Origin of the sequence: Streptomyces sp. NPDC006385, from assembly GCF_040612485.1 — a bacterium.
GTDB lineage: Bacteria > Actinomycetota > Actinomycetes > Streptomycetales > Streptomycetaceae > Streptomyces.
Genome location: NZ_JBEXQG010000005.1, coordinates 129,784 through 148,155, shown reverse-complemented (window position 1 = coordinate 148,155; position 18,372 = coordinate 129,784). Strand labels below are relative to the sequence as shown.

Here is an 18,372-nt window from a genome sequence, read left to right as displayed (position 1 = left end):
GGTCCTCACGCCTCCTTGGCGAACAGCGTGCTGCCCCACCAGTCGTCCTTGTCGCGGACGCCGGGCGGGATGGCGAAGAGTGCCGAACCCACGTGCTGGATGTACTCGTTGAGCGAGTCCAGGGCCAGGTTGCGCTGGATCCTGATGAACCCGGTGCGCGGGTCGCGCTGGTAGGCGAGGAAGAACAGCCCCGCGTCCAGGCGGCCCAGGCCGTCCGTGCCGTCGGTGAACGAGTAGCCGCGGCGCAGGATCGTCGCGCCGTCGTTGGAGTCGGGGTGCGCGAGCCGGACGTGCGCGTCGGGCTTCATCGCCTTCAGGAACGGCTCGTCGCGCTCCTTGGCCTTGCCGACCGGGGCGCCCTCGCCCTTGTCGCGGCCGAAGATGTCCTCCTGCTCCTGGAGCGAGGTGCGGTCCCAGGTCTCGATGTGCATCCGGATGCGGCGGGCGACGAGGTAGGAGCCGCCGGTCATCCAGTCGGGACCGTCCTTCTCGCCGACCCACACGAACTTCTTCAGCCGGTCCGTCTCCGTTCCCGCGATGTTGCGGGTGCCGTCCTTGAAACCCATGAGGTTGCGCGGGGTCTGCTCCTCGGGGGTCGTGGACGAGGTCTTCCCGAAGCCGAGCTGGGACCAGCGGATGACGACCTTGCCCATGCCGATGCGGGCCAGGTTGCGGATCGCGTGCACGGCGACCTGCGGATCGTCCGCGCACGCCTGGACGCACAGGTCGCCGCCGCTGCGGTCGCGGTCGAGGTTGTCGCCGGCGAACTTCGGCAGCTCGACGAGGGCTTCGGGGCGAGCGTCCGCGATGCCGAACGCCTCGCCGTACCTCTCGAACAGCGAGGGTCCAAAACCGATGGTCAGCGTCAGTCGCGACGGCTTCAGGCCCAGCGCCTCACCGGTGTCGTCCGGCGGCGCCTCGGCCAGACCGCCGTACGCGCCCGCGCCGACCGCCTGCCCGGCGGTCATCCGGCGCGCGGCCGCCGTCCAGTCCTTCAGCAGCTGCACGAACTCGGCACGGTCGTCGGTCTTCACGTCGAACGCGGCGAAGTGCAGCCGGTCCTGCACCGGGGTGGCGATGCCGGCCTGGTGGTCGCCGTGGAAGGCGACGGCCGCGCCTGTGTCGGCGCCGGCCGGGTCGACGTCGTCGCCCGTACGGGTCACCGCCACCGCACCGCCGGCCGCGGCGGCGCCGAGCGCGAGCCCGGCACCGCCCCAGCCGATCAGCGCGCGCCGCGACGGGGACCGCGAGGTCTCGGTCATGGGGCTGCCCCTACTTCGCGACGACGGCGGCGGCGAGCTTGGACAGCGGCTCCGCGAGGGCGTTGACACCGTCCGACAGCTCCTTGCGGTCGGCGTCGCCGACCTTGTCGTACGAGGTGAAGTCGTACGACGCCTTGTCCGCCCGGTACTTGTCCAGCAGCCCGTTCAGCGCGCCGAACTGCTTGTCGAGTTCGGTGACCAGCGCCGGGTCGTTCTCCTTGGCGACCGGCTTCAGCAGCTCGTACGCCTTCTGCGCGCCCTCGACGTTGGCCTTGAAGTCGACCAGGTCGGTGTGCGAGTAGCGCTCCTCCTCGCCGGTGACCTTGCCGGTGGCGACCTCGTCGAGGAGTTCCTTGGCGCCGTTGGCCATGGAGGTCGGGGTGATCTCGGCCTTGCCGACCCGCTTCCGCCAGTCCTTCAGGTCCTTGATGAGCAGGTCGGCGAGCTCCTTCTCGCGATCGCCGATCTTCTTGTCCTGCCACAGGGCCTTCTCCAGGCGGTGCCAGCCGGTCCAGTCCGTGGCCGGGTTCTGGCCGGCCTCCAGGCCGTCCTCGCGGACGTCGACCTTCGGGTCGATGTCGCCGAAGGACTCCGCGACCGGCTCGGTGCGCTCCCAGCCGATGCGGGAGGGGGCGTAGGTCTTCTTCGCGGCCTCGATGTCGCCGTCCTTGACCGCCTTGGCAAACGCCTCCGCCTTCGGCAGCGTCTCGTCGGCCTGCTCCTGCGCGTACTCGCGGTAGGCGGCGACGGCCCTGTCCAGGCCCGGGTCGCGCTTGGCGGCCGCGCCCTTGCCGGTGGCCTTGACGCTCTGCCGGATACCGTCGCCCTTCATGCCGGGCTTGCAGGCGATGGTGTAGTCGCCCGCCTTCACCTCGGCGGTGACCGTCTGCTTGGTGCCGGGGCCTATGTTCTCGCGCTCGGTGACGATGCGGTCGTCCGGGAAGAGGATGTAGACCTCGGTGACCTTGGAGCCCTTGTTCTCGATGGCGAGTTCGACGTGCCCGGCCGGGAACTCCTTCTTCGACACCTCGCACTTGTCGTCCGTCGCGGTCACGTCGACGACCCGGTCCCCACCCGCCGAACTGCCTTTCTCGGTGCACCCCATGACGGCGGTCAGGGCCGCCACGGCGGCGATGGCGGTGGTGACGGAGCGTCTGGCGGCGCGCATGGGGACTCCAGGAGATGGCCGAAAAGGATGCGTGACGGGCCTCACAGTCCAGGAAGGTGAGGCTCACCTAACGCCACTAAGGATCGCCTAAGTGGCCAAAAACGCCCCCATGGCCGAGTCAAAGCCGAGTCAAAGGTTGCGCAGCGGGGTCACCAGGAGCGCTCCCGTCCGAGGATGCGGGAGCACTTCGACGGGCTGGTCGTACACCTCCGACAGCAGCCCCTCGCAGAACACCTCGGCGGGCGGCCCGTCCGCCGCGACCCGCCCGGCGCGCAGCACCGCGACCCGGTGCGCGTACGCCGCCGCGAGCCCCAGGTCGTGGAGTACGACGACCACCGCGTCCCCGGCCCGCGCCCGCTCCCGGCACAGCCGCAGCACCAGCTCCTGGTGCCGGAGGTCGAGGGCGGCGGTGGGTTCGTCGAGCAGCAGCAGCGGGGCGCGTTGGGCGAGCACCCGGGCGAGCGCGACGCGGGCCCGCTCGCCGCCGCTGAGAGCCGAGAACGGGCGTACGGCGAAGGCGGTCACCTCGGTGGCGGCCATCGCCTCGGCCACGGCGAGGTCGTCCTCCGCGGGCGAGGAGGCGTGGGGTGCGCGGCCCATCCGGACGACGTCCTCCACCGCGAAGGGGAAGGAGAGCGTCGCCGACTGCGGCAGGACCGCGCGGCGCAGGGCGAGTTCGGGGGCGGTCCAGTCGGTCGCCGGGCGCCCGTGGATCCGTACGACGCCCTCGGCGGCAGGCAGGTCGGCGGCCAGCGCGCTCAACAGGGTGGACTTTCCGGCGCCGTTGGGCCCGACGAGGGCGAGGACCTCGCCGGCGCGGACGGTGACGGACACGCCGTGCAGGACCGTGCGGGGGCCGAGGCGGACGTGGAGGTTGTCGGCCTCGGCGAGGGTGTCCCCGGGGGTGGCGGGGGGTGGGGGTGCGGGGTGGGGGCGGAGGAGTCTCATGTGCGGTCTCCAGTTGGTGGGCCGTTGCTCGGGGTTGTGCGGATCAGGCCCAACCTCCTTGCCGGCGCCGCGTCCTGCGCAGCAGCCAGAAGAAGAACGGGCTGCCCAGGAGGGCGGTGAGGACGCCCAGCGGCAACTCGGCGGGGGCGGCGATCGTGCGGGACGTCAGGTCGGCCGCGAGGAGGGTCAGCGCGCCGAGCAGGGCAGCGGCCGGGACCAGGAAGCGGTGCCCCGGCCCCGCCGCCATCCGCAGCAGATGCGGGACGACCAGGCCGACGAAGCCGATGATCCCGGAGACGCTCACCGCGGCCGCCGTCAGCAGCGCGATGACCAGGACGAGGACGATCCGCAGCCGCTCCACGTCCACGCCCAGATGGCGCGCGGGCCCCTCGCCCAGCGCCAGCAGGTCCAGCCGGCGGGCGTACAGCGGCGCGACCGCCAGCCCGAGCGCCGCGCACGGCAGCACCGCCAGCACCTTCGGCCAGGTCGCCTGGGCGAGCGAGCCGAGCTGCCAGAAGGTGATCTGCTGGATGGCCGCCGTGTCCGCGAAGAACAGGAACAGCCCGATCACCGCCCCGCCGAAGGCGTTCACCGCGATACCGGTGAGGATCAGCGTCACCACTTCCGTACGGCCGCCGGAGCGCGACATCGCGTACACGAGCAGCACGGTGGCGAGCCCGGCGACGAAGGCGAAGACGGAGACCGTCCAGGTGCCTAGGAAGTCGACGCCGAGCGCGATCGCACCGACCGCGCCGACCGCCGCGCCCGACGAGACGCCGATGACGCCGGGCTCGGCGAGCGGATTGCCGAACACGCCCTGCATCAGCGCGCCCGCGCAGCCGAGCGAGGCCCCGACGAGCAGCGCCAGGACGATGCGGGGGAAGCGGACGTTCCACAGCACCGACTCGGCGACCCGGTCGAGCTGCGAGCCGCCGAGCCCGACGCGGTGCTGTACGGAGGCGAGGACGTCGCCGACCGGGACCGGGTAGGCGCCGATGCTCGCCGCGACCGGGACCAGGACGATGAGGGCGACGACCAGAGCGGCGGTCAGGAGCCAGGCGGTGGTGCGGCGTCTCGGCGGCGGGGCGGCGTCCGGCGCGGTCCCGGGGGCGGACTTCTCCAGTACGGTCACGCGTTCCTCTCGGTCACTCCCGTGTCAGCTGAGCGGGAGCCTAAGTTAGGGTTACCTTAGTTCGCTAGCGGGCGGGGGCGCGGTGCTTCAATTCCCCCGTGACTGACTACGACGTCCTCCGCGTCTTCTGCGGCCCCAAGGGCGGATACGGCAATGAACTCGGCGTCGTCCGCGACGGCTCGGTCATCCCCGAGCGGAGTGAGAGGCAGGCGCTGGCCGGGAAGCTCGGGTTCAGTGAGACCGTGTTCGTCGACGACCCCGAGCGCGGGGTCATCGACATCTACACGCCGACCCTGCGCCTGCCCTTCGCCGGTCACCCCTGTGTGGGTGCGGCATGGCTGCTCGATGTGCCGGAGCTGGTCACTCCGGCCGGTGTGGTGGGCGCGCGACTGGACGGGGAGTTCAGTTGGATCGAGGCGCGGGCGGAGTGGGTCCCGCCGCGGACCCTGCGGCAGTACGCCACGGCCGCCGAGGTGGAGGGGCTGGACGTCCCGCCCCCCGGGGAGTGGATCTACGCCTGGGCCTGGGAGGACGAGGCGGCCGGACGGGTCCGGGCGCGCGCCTTCCCCGGCCGTGACGACGGCATCGACGAGGACGAGGCGACCGGCGCGGCGGCGCTGCTGCTCACCGACCGCCTGGGACGCGCCCTCAACATCACCCAGGGCGCGGGATCGCAGATCCTGACGGCACCGCAGCCCGGCGGCTGGGTGGAGGTCGGCGGGCGGGTCCTCCTGGAGCGCTGAGCGCTGAGCGCTGAGCGCCGAGCGTCGAGCGCCCGAGCCGGGCGCCGACCCTACGCGCTCAGCGGGAACTCCTCGCCCAGGGCCCGGAAGACGGCGGTGTTCAGGGCGAACGCCTTCTTGCACTCCGCCACGATCCGCTGCTTCTCCAGGTCGTCCGCGCGCACCGCGTCCAGCAGCTCGCGGTAACCCCGCTTGAACGCGGCCGGGTTGGAGATGCCCTCGAAGACGTAGAACCGGACCCCGTCGCCCTTCTTGGCGAAGCCCCACGTCCGCTCCGCCTTGTCGCGGATGATCTGGCCGCCGGAGAGATCGCCCAGGTAGCGCGTGTAGTGGTGGGCGATGTAGCCGGCCGGCCATGCGCGGGCGCACTCCGCGACGCGGTCCGCGTACGCCCGCGTCGCCGGCAGCGCCGACAGGCCCGCCCGCCACCGCGGGCCCCGCAGATGCGCCAGGTCCCGCTCCAGCGACGCCAGCCGGAACAGCTCCGGCTGGATGAAGGGGCCGGCCACCGGGTCCGACGCCAGCCGCTCGGCGCCGGTCTCCAGCGCCTCGTACACGAACCACAGCTGCTCGGTGTAGCGCGCGTAGGCGTCCACGCCCAGCCTGCCGCCGAGCAGGTCGCTCATGAAAGTCGAGGTCTCCGCCTCCATGTGCTGCTCGTGGGAAGCGGTGCGGATGACTGTCGAGAAGGAGTCCATGGGGCCTATTTTCTGAGGTTAGGCTTACCTAAGTCAATGGGGTTGCCGACGTCGTGTCGGTAAAAGCGTACAGAGAAAACCCGCCCTCCGCAGAGGACGGGTGTCTCCGGCGACCTGTCGGGTCAGGGCAGCGTCAGGATCTCCGCGCCCGTCTCCGTCACCACCAGCGTGTGCTCGAACTGCGCCGTGCGCTTGCGGTCCTTCGTGACGACCGTCCAGCCGTCGTCCCACATGTCGTACTCGTGCGTCCCGAGCGTCAGCATCGGCTCGATCGTGAAGGTCATGCCGGGCTGGATGACCGTCGTCGCGTGCGGGCTGTCGTAGTGCGGGATGATCAGGCCGGAGTGGAAGGACGAGTTGATGCCGTGGCCGGTGAAGTCGCGGACCACTCCGTAGCCGAAGCGCTTGGCGTACGACTCGATGACCCGGCCGATGATGTTGATCTGGCGGCCCGGCTTGACCGCCTTGATCGCGCGGTTGAGCGACTCGCGGGTGCGCTCCACCAGCAGGCGGCTCTCCTCGTCGACGTCACCCACCAGGTAGGTCGCGTTGTTGTCGCCGTGCACCCCGCCGATGTACGCCGTCACGTCGAGGTTGATGATGTCGCCGTCGCGCAGCACCGTCGAGTCCGGGATGCCGTGGCAGATCACCTCGTTGACGCTCGTGCACAGGGACTTGGGGAAGCCGCGGTAGCCGAGCGTCGAGGGGTAGGCGCCGTGGTCGCACATGTACTCGTGCGCCACCCTGTCCAGCTCGTCCGTCGTCACGCCGGGGGCGATGAGCTTCGCCGCCTCGGCCATCGCCCGCGCGGCGATACGACCGGCGACGCGCATCGCCTCGATGGTCTGAGGGGTCTGCACCTCCGGGCCCGTGTACGGCGTCGGCGCGGGCCTGCCGACGTACTCGGGGCGGCGGATGTTTCCGGGTACGGAACGGGTGGGGGACAGTTCCCCTGGGACGAGCAGTGACTGGCCAGACATGCCAGCGAGTCTAACCAGCGGGCATGGGGGAACATGTCGGTGGCGAGAGGAGCCGCTCATGGCCTTGTTCAAGAAGCGCACGGTCGGCAAGCCGGGCGAGTGGTACTACTGCCTGGTGCACAAGAAGGTCGAGGAGGGGCCGGAGTGCCCGGCCAAGGACCGCTTCGGGCCGTACGCCGCCCGCGAGGAGGCCCAGCACGCGATGGACCTCGCCCGGGAACGCAACCTCGAGTGGGAGAACGACCCCAAGTGGCACGACGCCCCGACGGGCCGGGCGGACGACGACTGATCACGCCTCCGCACCCGCGGACGCGGACGCCGATGCGGACGCGGGTGTCGGCGCCGGTGCGGTGGCCGCCGCCGCCGTCGCCCGCTGCTCCCGCAGCCGTACGGCGTGCTCGTTCGTGCGCGCGTCGTACGTCATGAGCTTCGGCAGGCACAGCGCCAGCAGCCCCACCGCGCCCACGCACAGCAGCCCGCCCGACCAGACGGCCGTCCGCACACCCTGCCAGGCGGCGACGCCGCCCACATAGGTCTGGCCGAGCTGCGGGCCCACCGAGTACGACAGCACCTCGATCCCGGCGAGCCGGCCGCGCAGTTCGTCCGGGATCGTCTGGTTCCACATCACCCCGCGGAAGATGCCGCTGACCATGTCGGCGGCCCCGCCGGCGGTCAGGAACAGCAGCACCAGCCATACGTCGCCGGCGAACCCGGCGGCCGTGATCGCCGCGCCCCACAGCACGGCCGACAGCACGACCACCCGCCCGTGCCGGTGCACCCGCGAGGTCCAGCCGCTGGTCAGGCTCACCAGCATCGCGCCGGCCGGGACGGCGGCGTACATCAGGCCGAGCGACCAGGGGGCGTTCAACTCGTCCGCGAGGAACGGCAGTACGGCCAGCGGCATCGCGAACAGCATGGCCGCGATGTCGATGACGTACGTGCCGAGGAGTTCCTTGCGGCTCCAGGCGTAGCGGGCGCCCTCGGCGATGGCCTTCAGGGACGGCTTCGCGGCCTCGTGGGAGGCGGGGGAGGCGGCGATGCCGAGCGTGAGCGCGACGGAGACGACGAACGTCAGCAGATCCGCGCCGTACGCCCAGCCGAGCCCCGCGTACGCGACGACCACGCCGGCCAGGGCCGGGCCCGCGACGCCGCCGACCTGCCAGCGCAGCGCGTTCAGTGAACCGGCGGCGGGCAGGTGCTCGTGCGCCACGATCCGGGGCCACAGGGAGTCGAGTGCGGGCCGCTGCACCGAGATGAGCGCGGAGGACAGCGCGGCGACGACGTACAGCGGCCACACGGCGGGGCTCGGCAGCAGGGCGTTGACCAGCAGCGCCGCGCTGAGCAGGGCCTGCCCGGCCTCCGTCCACAGGATCAGCTTCCGCTTGTCGAGCGCGTCGGCGAGCGCGCCCCCGTACAGCCCGAACACGACCAACGGCACCAGCTCCACGGCCCCGATCGCCCCGACCGCCGCCGCGGACCCGGTGAGCTCCTTGATCTGCACGGGCAGCGCGACGAAGGTCAGGAAGCTGCCGAAGGACGAGATCAGCCCCGCCAGCCACAACTTCCGGAAGTCGGCGGAGGCCCGCCAGGGCGCGAGGTCGGGGAGCACGGCACGCAGGCGGGAGGGCCGGGAGGCAGGCGGCGCGCAGGGGCCGCCGGCGGGTGCGGCGGAGGCGGGGGAGTCGTCGGTCACGAGGGGACATGCTCAGGTGGGGCGGTGCCGGGGAGCAAACGGTTTTGCGGGCCGGGGCGGGCAGGTTCACCAGCGGGCGGGTGGCGGTGCGGTCAGCAACTCGGCCAGCCTCGCCATGCGGTCCCGGAACCGGCGGCGCCCCCTCGCGGAGGGCAGCGCGTTCTCGCCGGCCGCCGCGCTCACCAGGTGCTGCACGGTGTCCAGGTCCAGCTCCGAACCCTCCGGCACGACCAGCGTCTCGTGCGCCAGGGTCGTCAACTCGCCCTCGCCGGCCCCGAGCGCCAGCACCGTCGCCCCGGCCCGCCGGACGTCGTGCACCCGTTCCAGGAGCGGTGCGCCCGCCGCGCCCGGCGACACCACCAGCAGCGTCTCCCCGCGCCGCGCCGCCGCCAACCGCCCGAGGCCGACCGCCAGATGGGCCGGATCCGAGGCGCGCGCGTCATGCCGTACGAGTGTCGGCGCCAGCTCCGGTGTCCCCGACCACGCGGCCTCGTCCACCAGATGGGCCGCCAGATGCCACGGCTCGTACCGCGGTGTGCCGACCAGCAGCAGCCCACCCCCGTGCGACACCGCCGACGCCCGCAACGCCGCCGCGAACCGCCGTGTGGCCCCCAGCCACTCGGTCCCGGCGAGCACTTCGCGCAGCAACGCGACACGTACGGCGTCCATAGGGCCGCATACTGCCGCAACCGACCACTCGTGACCCGGAGTTCACCCCGAATTCGCCCGGCTTGGGGAAGAGGGAGGGAGGCCGGTGGCGAAGTCGAGGAGTGGCGACCATGCCCGAGACCAGCGTTCCCTTCCGCGCGGGCGAGGAGGGGTATGCCTCCTTCCGTATCCCCGCCGTCGTCGTCAGCCGCGAGGGCACCGTGCTCGCCTTCTGCGAGGGCCGGGTGGAATCCGCCCGCGACCACGGGCACATCGACATCGTGCTGAAGCGGTCGACGGACGGCGGCCGCACCTGGGGTCCTCTCCAGGTGGCCGCCGACAACAACGGGAACCTCGCCGGCAATCCCGCCCCCGTCGTCCTCGACACCGGCCGCATCCTGCTCGTCCACGTCCGCAACCACGCCACCGCCACCGAGGACGCCATCCGCCGCGGCCGGGTGAGCGACGCCGACGGCCGCCGGATCTGGGTGCGCCACAGCGACGACGACGGCCGCACCTGGTCGAGTCCGAAGGAGATCACCGCGCAGGTGAAGAAGCCGGGATGGCGGTGGTACGCCACCACGCCCGGCCACGCGATCCAGCTCAGCACCGGCCGGGTCGTCGTCCCCGCCAACCACACGATCCCGCCCACCGGCACCGACAACGGCACCGAGCCCCGGTACAACGGCGGCCACTGCCTGCTCAGCGACGACCGCGGCACCACCTGGCGCATCGGCTACGTCGACGACAACACCGACGGCTACATCAACGTCAACGAGACCACCGCCGCCGAACTCCCCGACGGGCGCGTCTACTTCAACACCCGCAACGACTCCCCCTCGCCCGGCAACCGCGCCGACGCCCACTCGCGCGACGGCGGCCGGACCCTCGTCAAACCCTTCCGCCCGCAGGCCGGCCTGTCCGCCCCGGTCTGCGAGGGCAGCGTCCTGCACCTCGGCGACCCCGACGTCCTGCTCTTCTCCGGTCCCGCCGACCCCGCCGTCCGCGCCCTGATGACCATCCGCGCCTCCACCGACGGCGGCACCACCTGGCGGTCCGTGCACACGGTGGACGGGCTGCCCGCCGCGTACTCCGACCTCGTGCGGATCGACGCCGAGACCGTCGGACTCCTGTACGAGACCGGCGACTTCGGCGCGTACGAGACCCTCACCTTCCGGCGGGTGCCCATGACGCGGCTCACCTGAGTCGTCGGGGTGGACGGGGCGGACGTAAAGTCGGCCCATGACCTCTACCGACAGTGCACAGCAGCCCGCCGGGGCCCCCGCGAAGGCGCCCGCGAAGGACCCCTGGGACCTCCCCGACGTCTCCGGGCTCGTCGTCGGCGTGCTGGGCGGGACCGGGCCGCAGGGCAAGGGCCTCGCCTACCGGCTCGCCAAGGCCGGGCAGAAGGTGATCATCGGCTCGCGAGCCGTCGACCGCGCCAAGACCGCCGCCGAGGAGATCGGGTACGGCGTCGAGGGCGCCGACAACGCCGAGTGCGCGCGGCGCGGCGACATCGTGATCGTCGCCGTGCCGTGGGAGGGCCACGGCAAGACGCTCGAGTCCCTGCGCGAGGAGCTGGCCGGCAAGCTGGTCGTCGACTGCGTCAACCCGCTCGGCTTCGACAAGAAGGGCGCCTACGCGCTGAAGCCGCAGGAGGGCAGCGCCGCCGAGCAGGCCGCGGCCCTGCTGCCGGACTCGCGGGTGACGGCGGCCTTCCACCACCTGTCGGCCGTCCTGCTCCAGGACCCGGAGATCGACGAGATCGACACCGATGTGATGGTCCTCGGCGAGGTGCGGGCGGACGTCGAGATCGTCCAGGCGCTGGCCGGCCGCATCCCCGGGATGCGCGGCATCTTCGCGGGGCGGCTGCGCAACGCCCACCAGGTGGAGTCGCTGGTCGCGAACCTGATCTCGGTGAACCGCCGCTACAAGGCGCACGCCGGGCTCCGCGTCACGGACGTATGAGGAGATGGGGGACACTGGTCGCCGTAGCAGTGTCCCCCGAAGGAGCCGACTGAAATGCCCCGCCTTGGTGTCTATGCCCTGATCGTCTGTGTGTTGGCCGTGGCCGCGGCCGTGATCTCCTTCACGCAGGGCAGCTGGCTCGGGATCGTGTGGGTGCTGCTGGCCGGGCTGTCGTCGAACATGGCGTGGTTCTACGTCAAGCGCGCCAAGGACGCCCGGCGGGGATCCGCCGCGAGCTGATCTCCGTCACGCGCCGGCCGAGCAGTAGTCGTTCGTGTCCTGCCAGAAGCGGTAGAGGTCCTCGCCGCAGTAGCGCTCCAGGACGTGGACGCCCAGGTTGTCCAGCACCGTGTTGACCACCTGGAAGAACTCGCGGTTCACCGCGGGGAGCATGAGCAGCGCGAACACGAGCAGCAGGCCGAACGGGGCGAACGGTTCCACCTGGCGCTTGATGTTCCGCGACAGCCAGGGCTCGATCACGCCGTAGCCGTCCAGACCCGGGACCGGCAGGAAGTTCAGGATCGCCGCCGTGACCTGGAGCAGCGCGAGGAAGGCGAGCGCGAACCGGAAGTCCGCCGGAACGCCCTCCAGCGCGTCCAGCCAGAACGGGGCCGTGCACACGACGGCGAAGAGCACGTTCGTCAGCGGTCCGGCCGCCGAGATCAGACTGTGCCGCCAGCGCCCCCGGATCCGGTCGCGCTCGATGAAGACGGCACCGCCGGGGAGTCCGATGCCGCCCATGATCACGAAGATGACGGGGAGCACGATGCTGAGCAGCGCGTGCGTGTACTTCAGCGGGTTGAGCGTGAGATAGCCCTTCGCCCCGACCGAGATGTCACCGCTGTGCAGGGCGGTACGCGCGTGTGCGTACTCGTGCAGGCACAGGGACACGATCCAGGCGGCCGTCACGAACAGGAACACGGCGAGCCCGGGCTGCTCGGCGAACCCGGACCAGGTGGCCCAGCCCGTCACCGCCGTGACGGCCAGGATCCCCACGAAGACGGGGCTGATCCGCCGGTCGCTGCGGCGGGTGAGGGCGGTGGTCATGAGGAAGGGCTCCTGTGGGACGGGGCGTCGGCCTGCCCGACCGTACCGGGCGCAGGGGGAAAACGTCTCGCGGTGGGGCGGTGGTTCCGGAGAAGGTGGGGGGATGGGGCTTTGGCACGTGTTCTACGCCGACTGGCAGATGGAGTGCTGCGGTACGCCGTTCTCCCTCGGGGACGAGGTGAGCCGGCCCCTGCTCCTCGGTGCCGCCGACGACATGCTGGGCGGCGGCCGGCACGCCCAGCTCACCGAGATCGCCGGACCGGTCGAGGACGTGCGGGGCGACGCCGGCGCGGTACGGGTCGTACGGGTCGTACGGGACGAGACGGGGCTCACGGCCGAGACCCACGGCCACCCCGACCTGCCCGAGCCCCGGGGCCGGGTCCGGGCGATCCAGATCCTGCCCCAGGGCTTCGCCGAGACACCGCCGGGCTCGGGCACCCCGGAGCCGGTCCCCCGGGAACGGTCGCTACGGTCGTCGAGTACCTGCCCCACGTGGTTCCCGGACGCCGCGGCCGGCGTGATCGTCGCCCCGGAGGTGCCGGACACGGACTCCCGGCTGTCGTACGCGGTACGCGAGCCCCGGGGCATCCCGCGGGAGCGCACCACGGCGGGCGTCGAGACGACCGGGCTGCCGCCCGCGGCCCTGGCCGCCCTGCCGGAGACACTCAGCACCGCCGCAATGCCGTGACCACGCCCTGACCCACCAGAGACAATGGACCCCGTGCGCTATCGCATCCTCGGCACCACCCAGGCCCTCCGCCCCGACGGCAGCCCCCTTCCGGTCGGCGGGGCTCGACTGCGTGCCCTCCTGACCGTGCTGGCGCTGGGGGGTGGCCGGACCGTGCCGACGGGCACGCTGGTCGCCGAGGTGTGGGAGGAGGAGCCGCCCACTGACGCCACGGGTGCGCTGCAGGCGCTGGTCGGGAGGTTGCGGCGGGCGCTCGGCGCGGACGCGGTGGTCTCGGCGGAGGGCGGGTACCGGCTCGCCGCCGCGCCCGACGACATCGACCTGTACCGCTTCGAGCGCCTCGTCGGCGAGGGCACGCGCGCGTTGGCCGACGGCGACCCCGCCAAGGCGGCCGTCTTCCTCGACGACGCCCTCGCCCTGTGGCGCGGCCCCGCCCTCGCCGACCTGCCCGACCGCACCGCCGAGGCGGCCCGTCACGAGGCCCGGCGCCTGGACGCGCTGCGCGCCCGCCACACCGCCGCCCTCGCCCTCGGCCACGGCGAGCAGTCGCTTCCCGAGCTGACCGCCCTGTGCGACGCCCACCCCCTGGACGAACCCCTCCAGGCCCTGCGCCTGCGCGCCCTGCGCGACGCGGGCCGCACGGCGCAGGCCCTGGCCGCCTACGAGGACGTACGACGACTGCTGGCGGACCGACTCGGCTCCGACCCGGGGCCGGAACTGCGGGCGCTGCACGGCGAGTTGCTGCGGCCGACGGGGCAGGCGCACGGCCGGGGAACGGGTCCGCGTCCGCGCTCCGGGCATGGAGCCGCCCACGGAGAGCGGCACGCCGCCCAGGACGGTCACGGCGGCGGGCGATCGGGCGAAGCCGACGCCGCCGTTGCCGCTGAGGCCGCCGACACCGCCGGCACTCAGTCGCGCCGCCCGGCCCCCACCGCCGAGCCCGTACCCCCCAAGCCCCCCGGCAACCTCCGGGCCCGTCTCACCTCCTTCGTCGGCCGGGAAACGGACATCGAAGCCATCCGCGGTGACCTCACGGCCGCCCGGCTCGTCACCCTGCTCGGCCCCGGCGGGGCCGGGAAGACGCGGCTGTCGCAGGAGGCCGCCGAGGGTGTCCGGGACGCCGTCCCGGACGGGGTGTGGCTGGCCGAGCTCGCACCCGTGGACGACCCCCAGGCCGTACCGGAGGCCGTGCTGACCGCCGTCGGCGCCCGCGAGACCGTGCTGTACGGCGCCGGGGCCGAGGCCATGCGGGCCGGATCCGACCGGCACGACGACCCCGTCGAGCGGCTCGCCGAGCACTGCGGCCGGCGCCGCATGCTGCTGGTCCTCGACAACTGCGAGCACGTCGTGGAGGCCGCCGCCCACCTGGCGGAGGAGCTGCTGGAACGCTGCCCGGGACTGACGGTGCTCGCCACCAGCCGTGAACCCCTCGGCGTTCCGGGGGAGTTACTGCGGCCCGTCGAACCGCTGCCGGAGCCGGTCGCGCTGCGGCTGCTCGCCGACCGGGGGGCGGCCGCCAGGCCGGGATTCCGGATCGAGGACGACCCGGACACCTGCGCCGAGATCTGCCGGCGGCTCGACGGCCTGCCCCTCGCCATCGAACTCGCCGCCGCCCGCCTGCGCATGCTCACGCCGCGCCAGATCGCCGACCGGCTCGACGACCGCTTCCGCCTGCTCACCTCCGGCAGCCGTACCGTCCTGCCGCGCCAGCAGACCCTGCGGGCGGTCGTCGACTGGTCCTGGGAGCTGCTGGACGAGGACGAGCGGGACGTGCTGCGGCGGCTCTCCGTCTTCGCGGGGGGATGCGACCTCGCCGCCGCCGAGGCCGTGTGCGGGCCCGCCGCACTGGAGGCACTCGGCTCGCTCGTCGACAAGTCCCTCGTGGTGGCGGTGCCCTCGAACGACGGCGAGATGCGCTATCGCCTCCTGGAGACCGTCGCCGAATACGCCGGCGAACGCCTCGACGAGACGGGGGAGCGCGCGGCCGCCGAGCGCGCGCACCTGACGTATTTCCGTGAACTGGCCCGCACTCACGAACCGTTGCTGCGCGGCCCCGGACAGTTCGCGACCATCGAGCTCCTGGAGCGCGAATACGAGAACCTGCGCACCGCCCTGCGCCGCGCCGTCGCCGCCGGTGACGAACAGGAAGGGCTGTGCCTGATCCTGTCGCTGGCCTGGTACTGGCAGATGCGTGACCTGCGCCCCGAGGCCCGCAACTGGTCCCGCGAGGTCCAGACCCTCGGCCCCGACCCCTTCGCCGAGCCCGTCCGCCGCGCGCGACCGGTGTGGCAGCGCTGCATCGACACCCCGCCCCCGTGGGCGGGTGAACTCCTCGCGGAGGCGCGACGGGGTGTCCATCTCGTCCATCTCGCCTGCATGGACACCGAGCTGGACGCCTGGCAGACCCCGCAGGCGCAGGCGAAGCTGCGGTCCATCGCCGAGGCGTACGAGCCGGGTGTCCCGCAGACCTGCCGCCCGCCCGGCTACCTCTGGTTCTTCGCCGTCATGCTCACCGCCGACATGGACCGGATGCGCCAGGTCACCGACGCCACTGTGGAGACCTGCCGGACCACGCCCGGATTCGACTGGGAGCTCGCGATGGCCCTTCAGATGCGGGCGAACCTGACGGCCCATCGCCCCGAGTGGCCCGGCGACGCCACCCGCGACGCCGACGAGGCGCTGGAGATCTTCCAGCGCCTCGGTGACCTGTGGGGCACCGCCGAGGCGCTCGCCGCCCGCGCCGAGTCCCATGAACAGCGGGGCGAATGGGAACAGGCCACGGTCGCCTACGAGTCGGCGATCGAGTACGCCGGCCGGCTCGGCGCCCACGCCCAGGTGGCGGTGCTCCGCGCCCGCCTGGGCAGCGCGCTGGTGGAGAGCGGGGAGGCCGAGCGCGGCGAACGCGTGCTGCGCGAGGTGCTCGACCAGCGGGACAGCGCGCGCAACGAGGCACGGCCCGCCGCCCGGCTGTTCCTCGCCGGCCGGCTCGGCATGACCGGCCGTGTTCCCGAGGCGCGCGAGCAACTCCGGTTGCTGCGGGAGGAGTTCACCATCGCCCACTTCGTCGTCTTCGACGCCTTCATCCTCGGCTCCGAGGCGTGGCTGGAGTCGGTCGACGGCTGTTACGAGGAGTGCCTCGCCATGGTCCGCAGGGCGTTGGAGATGGCCGAGGAGCCGCTGTTCCAGGTCATCGCCCCCCGTATGCGCAGCATGTACCTGCAACTCGCGGCGCTCGCCCTGGCCCATGTCGAGCAGGGCCGCCGCGCCCGCGACGGTGCCCGCTGCCTCGGCGCCGGGGACGCGCTGCTGCCGCCCGGCCATGCCGCGACGCGCCTGGAGCGCGAGACGCGCGAGAAGGCCGCCCGGGCGCTGCGCGCGGCCCTCGGGGACGAGGTCTACGCGTCGGCGTACGAGCAGGGCGGCGCTCTCTCCCCCGAGGAGGCCGCCGCCCTGCTCTGACGCGCACCGACCGAGGCCCGGCCGCGTCAGTTCTTCGTACGGAACTTGTGGATCGCGATCGGCGCCATGACCGCCGTGAGCCCGACCGACCAGGCCACGGTCACCCACAGGTCGTGCGCGACCGGGCCGCCCACCATCAGCCCGCGCGCGGCGTCCGCGAGCGAGGACAGCGGGTTGACGTCGGTGAAGGACTGCAGCCAGCCCGGCATCGACTCGGTCGGAGCGAAGATCGACGAGCCGAACTGGAGCGGCATCAGCACCAGGAAGCCCAGTCCCTGCACGGACTGCGCGCTCTTGAGCACCACACCGAGGGTGAGGAACACCCACATCAGCGCCGAGCCGAACAGCGCGGCCAGTGCCACGGCCGCGAGCAGCCCGCCCCAGTGGGTGATGTCGAAGCCGACCAGCACACCGACGACCAGCATGATCGTCGTCGCGAGCAGCATCCGGAGGAGCTCCACCGCGATCTTGGCGAAGAGGACCGAGCCACGCCCGATCGGCAGGGACCGGAAGCGGTCCATGACACCGCTGTTGAAGTCCTGGTTGAAGCCGGTCCCCACCGACATGGCCATGCTCATGCCCATCATGGCCATCATGCCGGGCACGACGTACTGCACGTAGTCCTCCTGGCCGCCGCCGAGCGCCTGCCCGATCGAGCCACCGAAGACGTACACGAACAGCAGCGTGAAGACGATCGGCATCAGGATGGCGTCGAACATCGACTCCGGGTCCTGCCGGATCCACAGCAGGTTGCGGCGGACGAGCGCGCCGGTGTGCCGCACGTGCGCGCGCAGCGGAATCCGGACGTCATGGGTGTCGACGGTTGTCGCGGCGCTCATACGGCGACCTCCTCGCGGGCATCGGCGGGCACGGCGTCCTGCGGGGCACTGGCGCGGTGGCCGGTGAGGGACAGGAACACCTCGTCCAGGCTGGGCAGTTCGGTGGTGATGGAGGCGAGCGTGACACCGCGCGCGGTGATGGCGCCGACGATGGCGGTGAGCTGCTCGTCGCTGAGGACCGGGACGAGCAGGGTGCCGGTCTCGTCGTCCACGGTGGTGGTGGCGAGCCCGGTGATGCCGAGCTCGTCCAGGTGCCCGGCGAGGGGCCGCAGCTGCAGGGCGTCGGCCGGCCGGACCCGCAGGGTGCGCCCGCCGACCTTGGCCTTCAGCTCCTCGATGCCGCCGCCCGCGATGACCTTGCCGCGGTCGACGACGGTCAGCTCGGAGGCGAGCTGCTCGGCCTCCTCCATGTACTGGGTGGTCAGCAGCACCGTCACCCCGTCCCCGACCATGGACTTGACCTCGTCCCACACCTCGTTGCGGGTGCGGGGGTCGAGCCCGGTGGTCGGTTCGTCGAGAAAGAGGACGGTGGGCCGTCCGATCATGGAGGCGGCCAGGTCGAGGCGTCGCCGCATGCCACCGGAGTAGGTCGCGGCCGGCCGCTTGGCGGCCTCGGTCAGCGTGAACCGCTCCAGCAGCTCGTCGGCACGCGCGCGTGCCTCCTTCCGGGGCAGGTCGAGCAGCCGCCCGATGAGGTACAGGTTCTCCCAGCCGGGGAGCTTCTCGTCCACGGAGGCGTACTGCCCGGTGAGGCCGATCACCCGGCGCAACTGCCGAGGCTGGCGCACCACGTCGTACCCGGCGACCGTGGCCTGCCCGGCGTCCGGCGCCAGCAGGGTGGACAGGATCCGCACGAGGGTGGTCTTCCCGGCCCCGTTCGGCCCGAGCACTCCCATGACGGTGCCCTCGCGCACGTCCAGATCCACACCGTCCAGAGCCTTGGTCTCGCCGTAGTGCTTGACCAACCCCCGCACTGAGACGGCGGTGCTCACGCCGTCGGGGTTCATGTCGATTCGCGTCATACGGACGACAGTGTCAGAGGGCACCGACAAACCACCGACAGATCACCGACACCCGCCGACAGGTCGCCCGCGGCGGC

18 protein-coding genes are annotated in these 18,372 nt (G+C 72.4%); 7 read left to right on the top strand and 11 right to left on the bottom strand.

What is annotated here, in order from left to right:
- Positions 1–5: 5 nt before the first annotated feature.
- From efeB to ABZ078_RS05610, 4 genes are all read right to left on the bottom strand, one after another.
- Positions 6–1,262: an iron uptake transporter deferrochelatase/peroxidase subunit gene (gene efeB / locus ABZ078_RS05625; protein WP_356571939.1), complete on the bottom strand. Its 1,257-nt coding sequence runs from the start codon at positions 1,260–1,262 to the stop codon at positions 6–8.
- A 10-nt stretch (positions 1,263–1,272) separates the two neighbouring features.
- A complete protein-coding gene (gene efeO / locus ABZ078_RS05620) occupies positions 1,273–2,430 on the bottom strand; it encodes an iron uptake system protein EfeO (RefSeq protein WP_356571937.1) in 1,158 nt (385 codons plus the stop codon).
- A gap of 129 nt (positions 2,431–2,559) precedes the next feature.
- A complete protein-coding gene (locus ABZ078_RS05615; protein WP_356571935.1) occupies positions 2,560–3,378 on the bottom strand; it encodes a heme ABC transporter ATP-binding protein in 819 nt (272 codons plus the stop codon).
- A 43-nt stretch (positions 3,379–3,421) separates the two neighbouring features.
- Positions 3,422–4,429: an iron ABC transporter permease gene (locus tag ABZ078_RS05610; RefSeq protein ID WP_356572096.1), complete on the bottom strand. Its 1,008-nt coding sequence runs from the start codon at positions 4,427–4,429 to the stop codon at positions 3,422–3,424.
- A 179-nt stretch (positions 4,430–4,608) separates the two neighbouring features.
- Here ABZ078_RS05610 and ABZ078_RS05605 point away from each other — a divergent pair, with 179 nt between their 5' ends.
- Complete coding sequence (locus tag ABZ078_RS05605; protein ID WP_356571933.1) at positions 4,609–5,253, top strand: PhzF family phenazine biosynthesis protein; 645 nt, start codon at positions 4,609–4,611, stop codon at positions 5,251–5,253.
- A gap of 50 nt (positions 5,254–5,303) precedes the next feature.
- Here the strand turns inward: ABZ078_RS05605 and ABZ078_RS05600 are convergent, their stop codons facing one another.
- Positions 5,304–5,951 (bottom strand): biliverdin-producing heme oxygenase, encoded by a 648-nt coding sequence (locus tag ABZ078_RS05600; protein ID WP_356571931.1) that lies wholly within the window; start codon positions 5,949–5,951, stop codon positions 5,304–5,306.
- Positions 5,952–6,073: 122 nt separating this feature from the next.
- Positions 6,074–6,931, bottom strand: a complete 858-nt coding sequence (gene map / locus ABZ078_RS05595) for a type I methionyl aminopeptidase (protein ID WP_356571929.1) — start codon at positions 6,929–6,931, stop codon at positions 6,074–6,076.
- Positions 6,932–6,989: 58 nt separating this feature from the next.
- Here map and ABZ078_RS05590 point away from each other — a divergent pair, with 58 nt between their 5' ends.
- Entirely contained in the window at positions 6,990–7,220 is a 231-nt protein-coding gene (locus ABZ078_RS05590; protein WP_356571927.1) for a hypothetical protein, read from the top strand.
- Here ABZ078_RS05590 and ABZ078_RS05585 read toward each other — a convergent pair whose 3' ends face one another.
- Positions 7,221–8,549, bottom strand: a complete 1,329-nt coding sequence (locus tag ABZ078_RS05585; protein WP_356572094.1) for an MFS transporter — start codon at positions 8,547–8,549, stop codon at positions 7,221–7,223.
- Positions 8,550–8,690: 141 nt separating this feature from the next.
- Positions 8,691–9,293, bottom strand: a complete 603-nt coding sequence (locus ABZ078_RS05580; RefSeq protein ID WP_356571925.1) for a hypothetical protein — start codon at positions 9,291–9,293, stop codon at positions 8,691–8,693.
- Positions 9,294–9,403: 110 nt separating this feature from the next.
- Here ABZ078_RS05580 and ABZ078_RS05575 point away from each other — a divergent pair, with 110 nt between their 5' ends.
- From ABZ078_RS05575 to ABZ078_RS05565, 3 genes are read left to right on the top strand one after another with little or no spacing between them, the layout of a single operon-like run.
- Complete coding sequence (locus ABZ078_RS05575; protein ID WP_356571924.1) at positions 9,404–10,477, top strand: sialidase family protein; 1,074 nt, start codon at positions 9,404–9,406, stop codon at positions 10,475–10,477.
- A gap of 37 nt (positions 10,478–10,514) precedes the next feature.
- Positions 10,515–11,240, top strand: a complete 726-nt coding sequence (gene npdG, locus ABZ078_RS05570) for an NADPH-dependent F420 reductase (protein WP_356571922.1) — start codon at positions 10,515–10,517, stop codon at positions 11,238–11,240.
- A gap of 54 nt (positions 11,241–11,294) precedes the next feature.
- Positions 11,295–11,480, top strand: a complete 186-nt coding sequence (locus tag ABZ078_RS05565) for a hypothetical protein (protein ID WP_356571920.1) — start codon at positions 11,295–11,297, stop codon at positions 11,478–11,480.
- Between the two features lie 6 nt (positions 11,481–11,486).
- Here ABZ078_RS05565 and ABZ078_RS05560 read toward each other — a convergent pair whose 3' ends face one another.
- Positions 11,487–12,287, bottom strand: coding sequence for a site-2 protease family protein (locus ABZ078_RS05560; RefSeq protein WP_356571918.1), 801 nt, complete (start codon positions 12,285–12,287; stop codon positions 11,487–11,489).
- Positions 12,288–12,390: 103 nt separating this feature from the next.
- Here ABZ078_RS05560 and ABZ078_RS05555 point away from each other — a divergent pair, with 103 nt between their 5' ends.
- Together ABZ078_RS05555 and ABZ078_RS05550 are read left to right on the top strand one after the other, a co-directional pair.
- The gene (locus ABZ078_RS05555; protein ID WP_356571916.1) at positions 12,391–12,975 is read left to right on the top strand and encodes a DUF6578 domain-containing protein; all 585 of its coding nucleotides are present in this window, start codon (positions 12,391–12,393) and stop codon (positions 12,973–12,975) included.
- Positions 12,976–12,999: 24 nt separating this feature from the next.
- Positions 13,000–16,434, top strand: coding sequence for a BTAD domain-containing putative transcriptional regulator (locus ABZ078_RS05550; protein ID WP_356571914.1), 3,435 nt, complete (start codon positions 13,000–13,002; stop codon positions 16,432–16,434).
- Positions 16,435–16,460: 26 nt separating this feature from the next.
- Here ABZ078_RS05550 and ABZ078_RS05545 read toward each other — a convergent pair whose 3' ends face one another.
- Together ABZ078_RS05545 and ABZ078_RS05540 are read right to left on the bottom strand one after the other, a co-directional pair.
- A complete protein-coding gene (locus ABZ078_RS05545) occupies positions 16,461–17,273 on the bottom strand; it encodes an ABC transporter permease (protein ID WP_356571912.1) in 813 nt (270 codons plus the stop codon).
- Positions 17,270–18,295 carry an ATP-binding cassette domain-containing protein gene (locus tag ABZ078_RS05540; protein WP_356571910.1) on the bottom strand — a complete coding sequence of 342 codons (1,026 nt, stop codon included), beginning with the start codon at positions 18,293–18,295 and terminating at the stop codon, positions 17,270–17,272. Before ABZ078_RS05540 ends, ABZ078_RS05545 begins: the two co-directional genes overlap by 4 nt.
- Between the last annotated feature and the right edge of the window lie 77 nt (positions 18,296–18,372).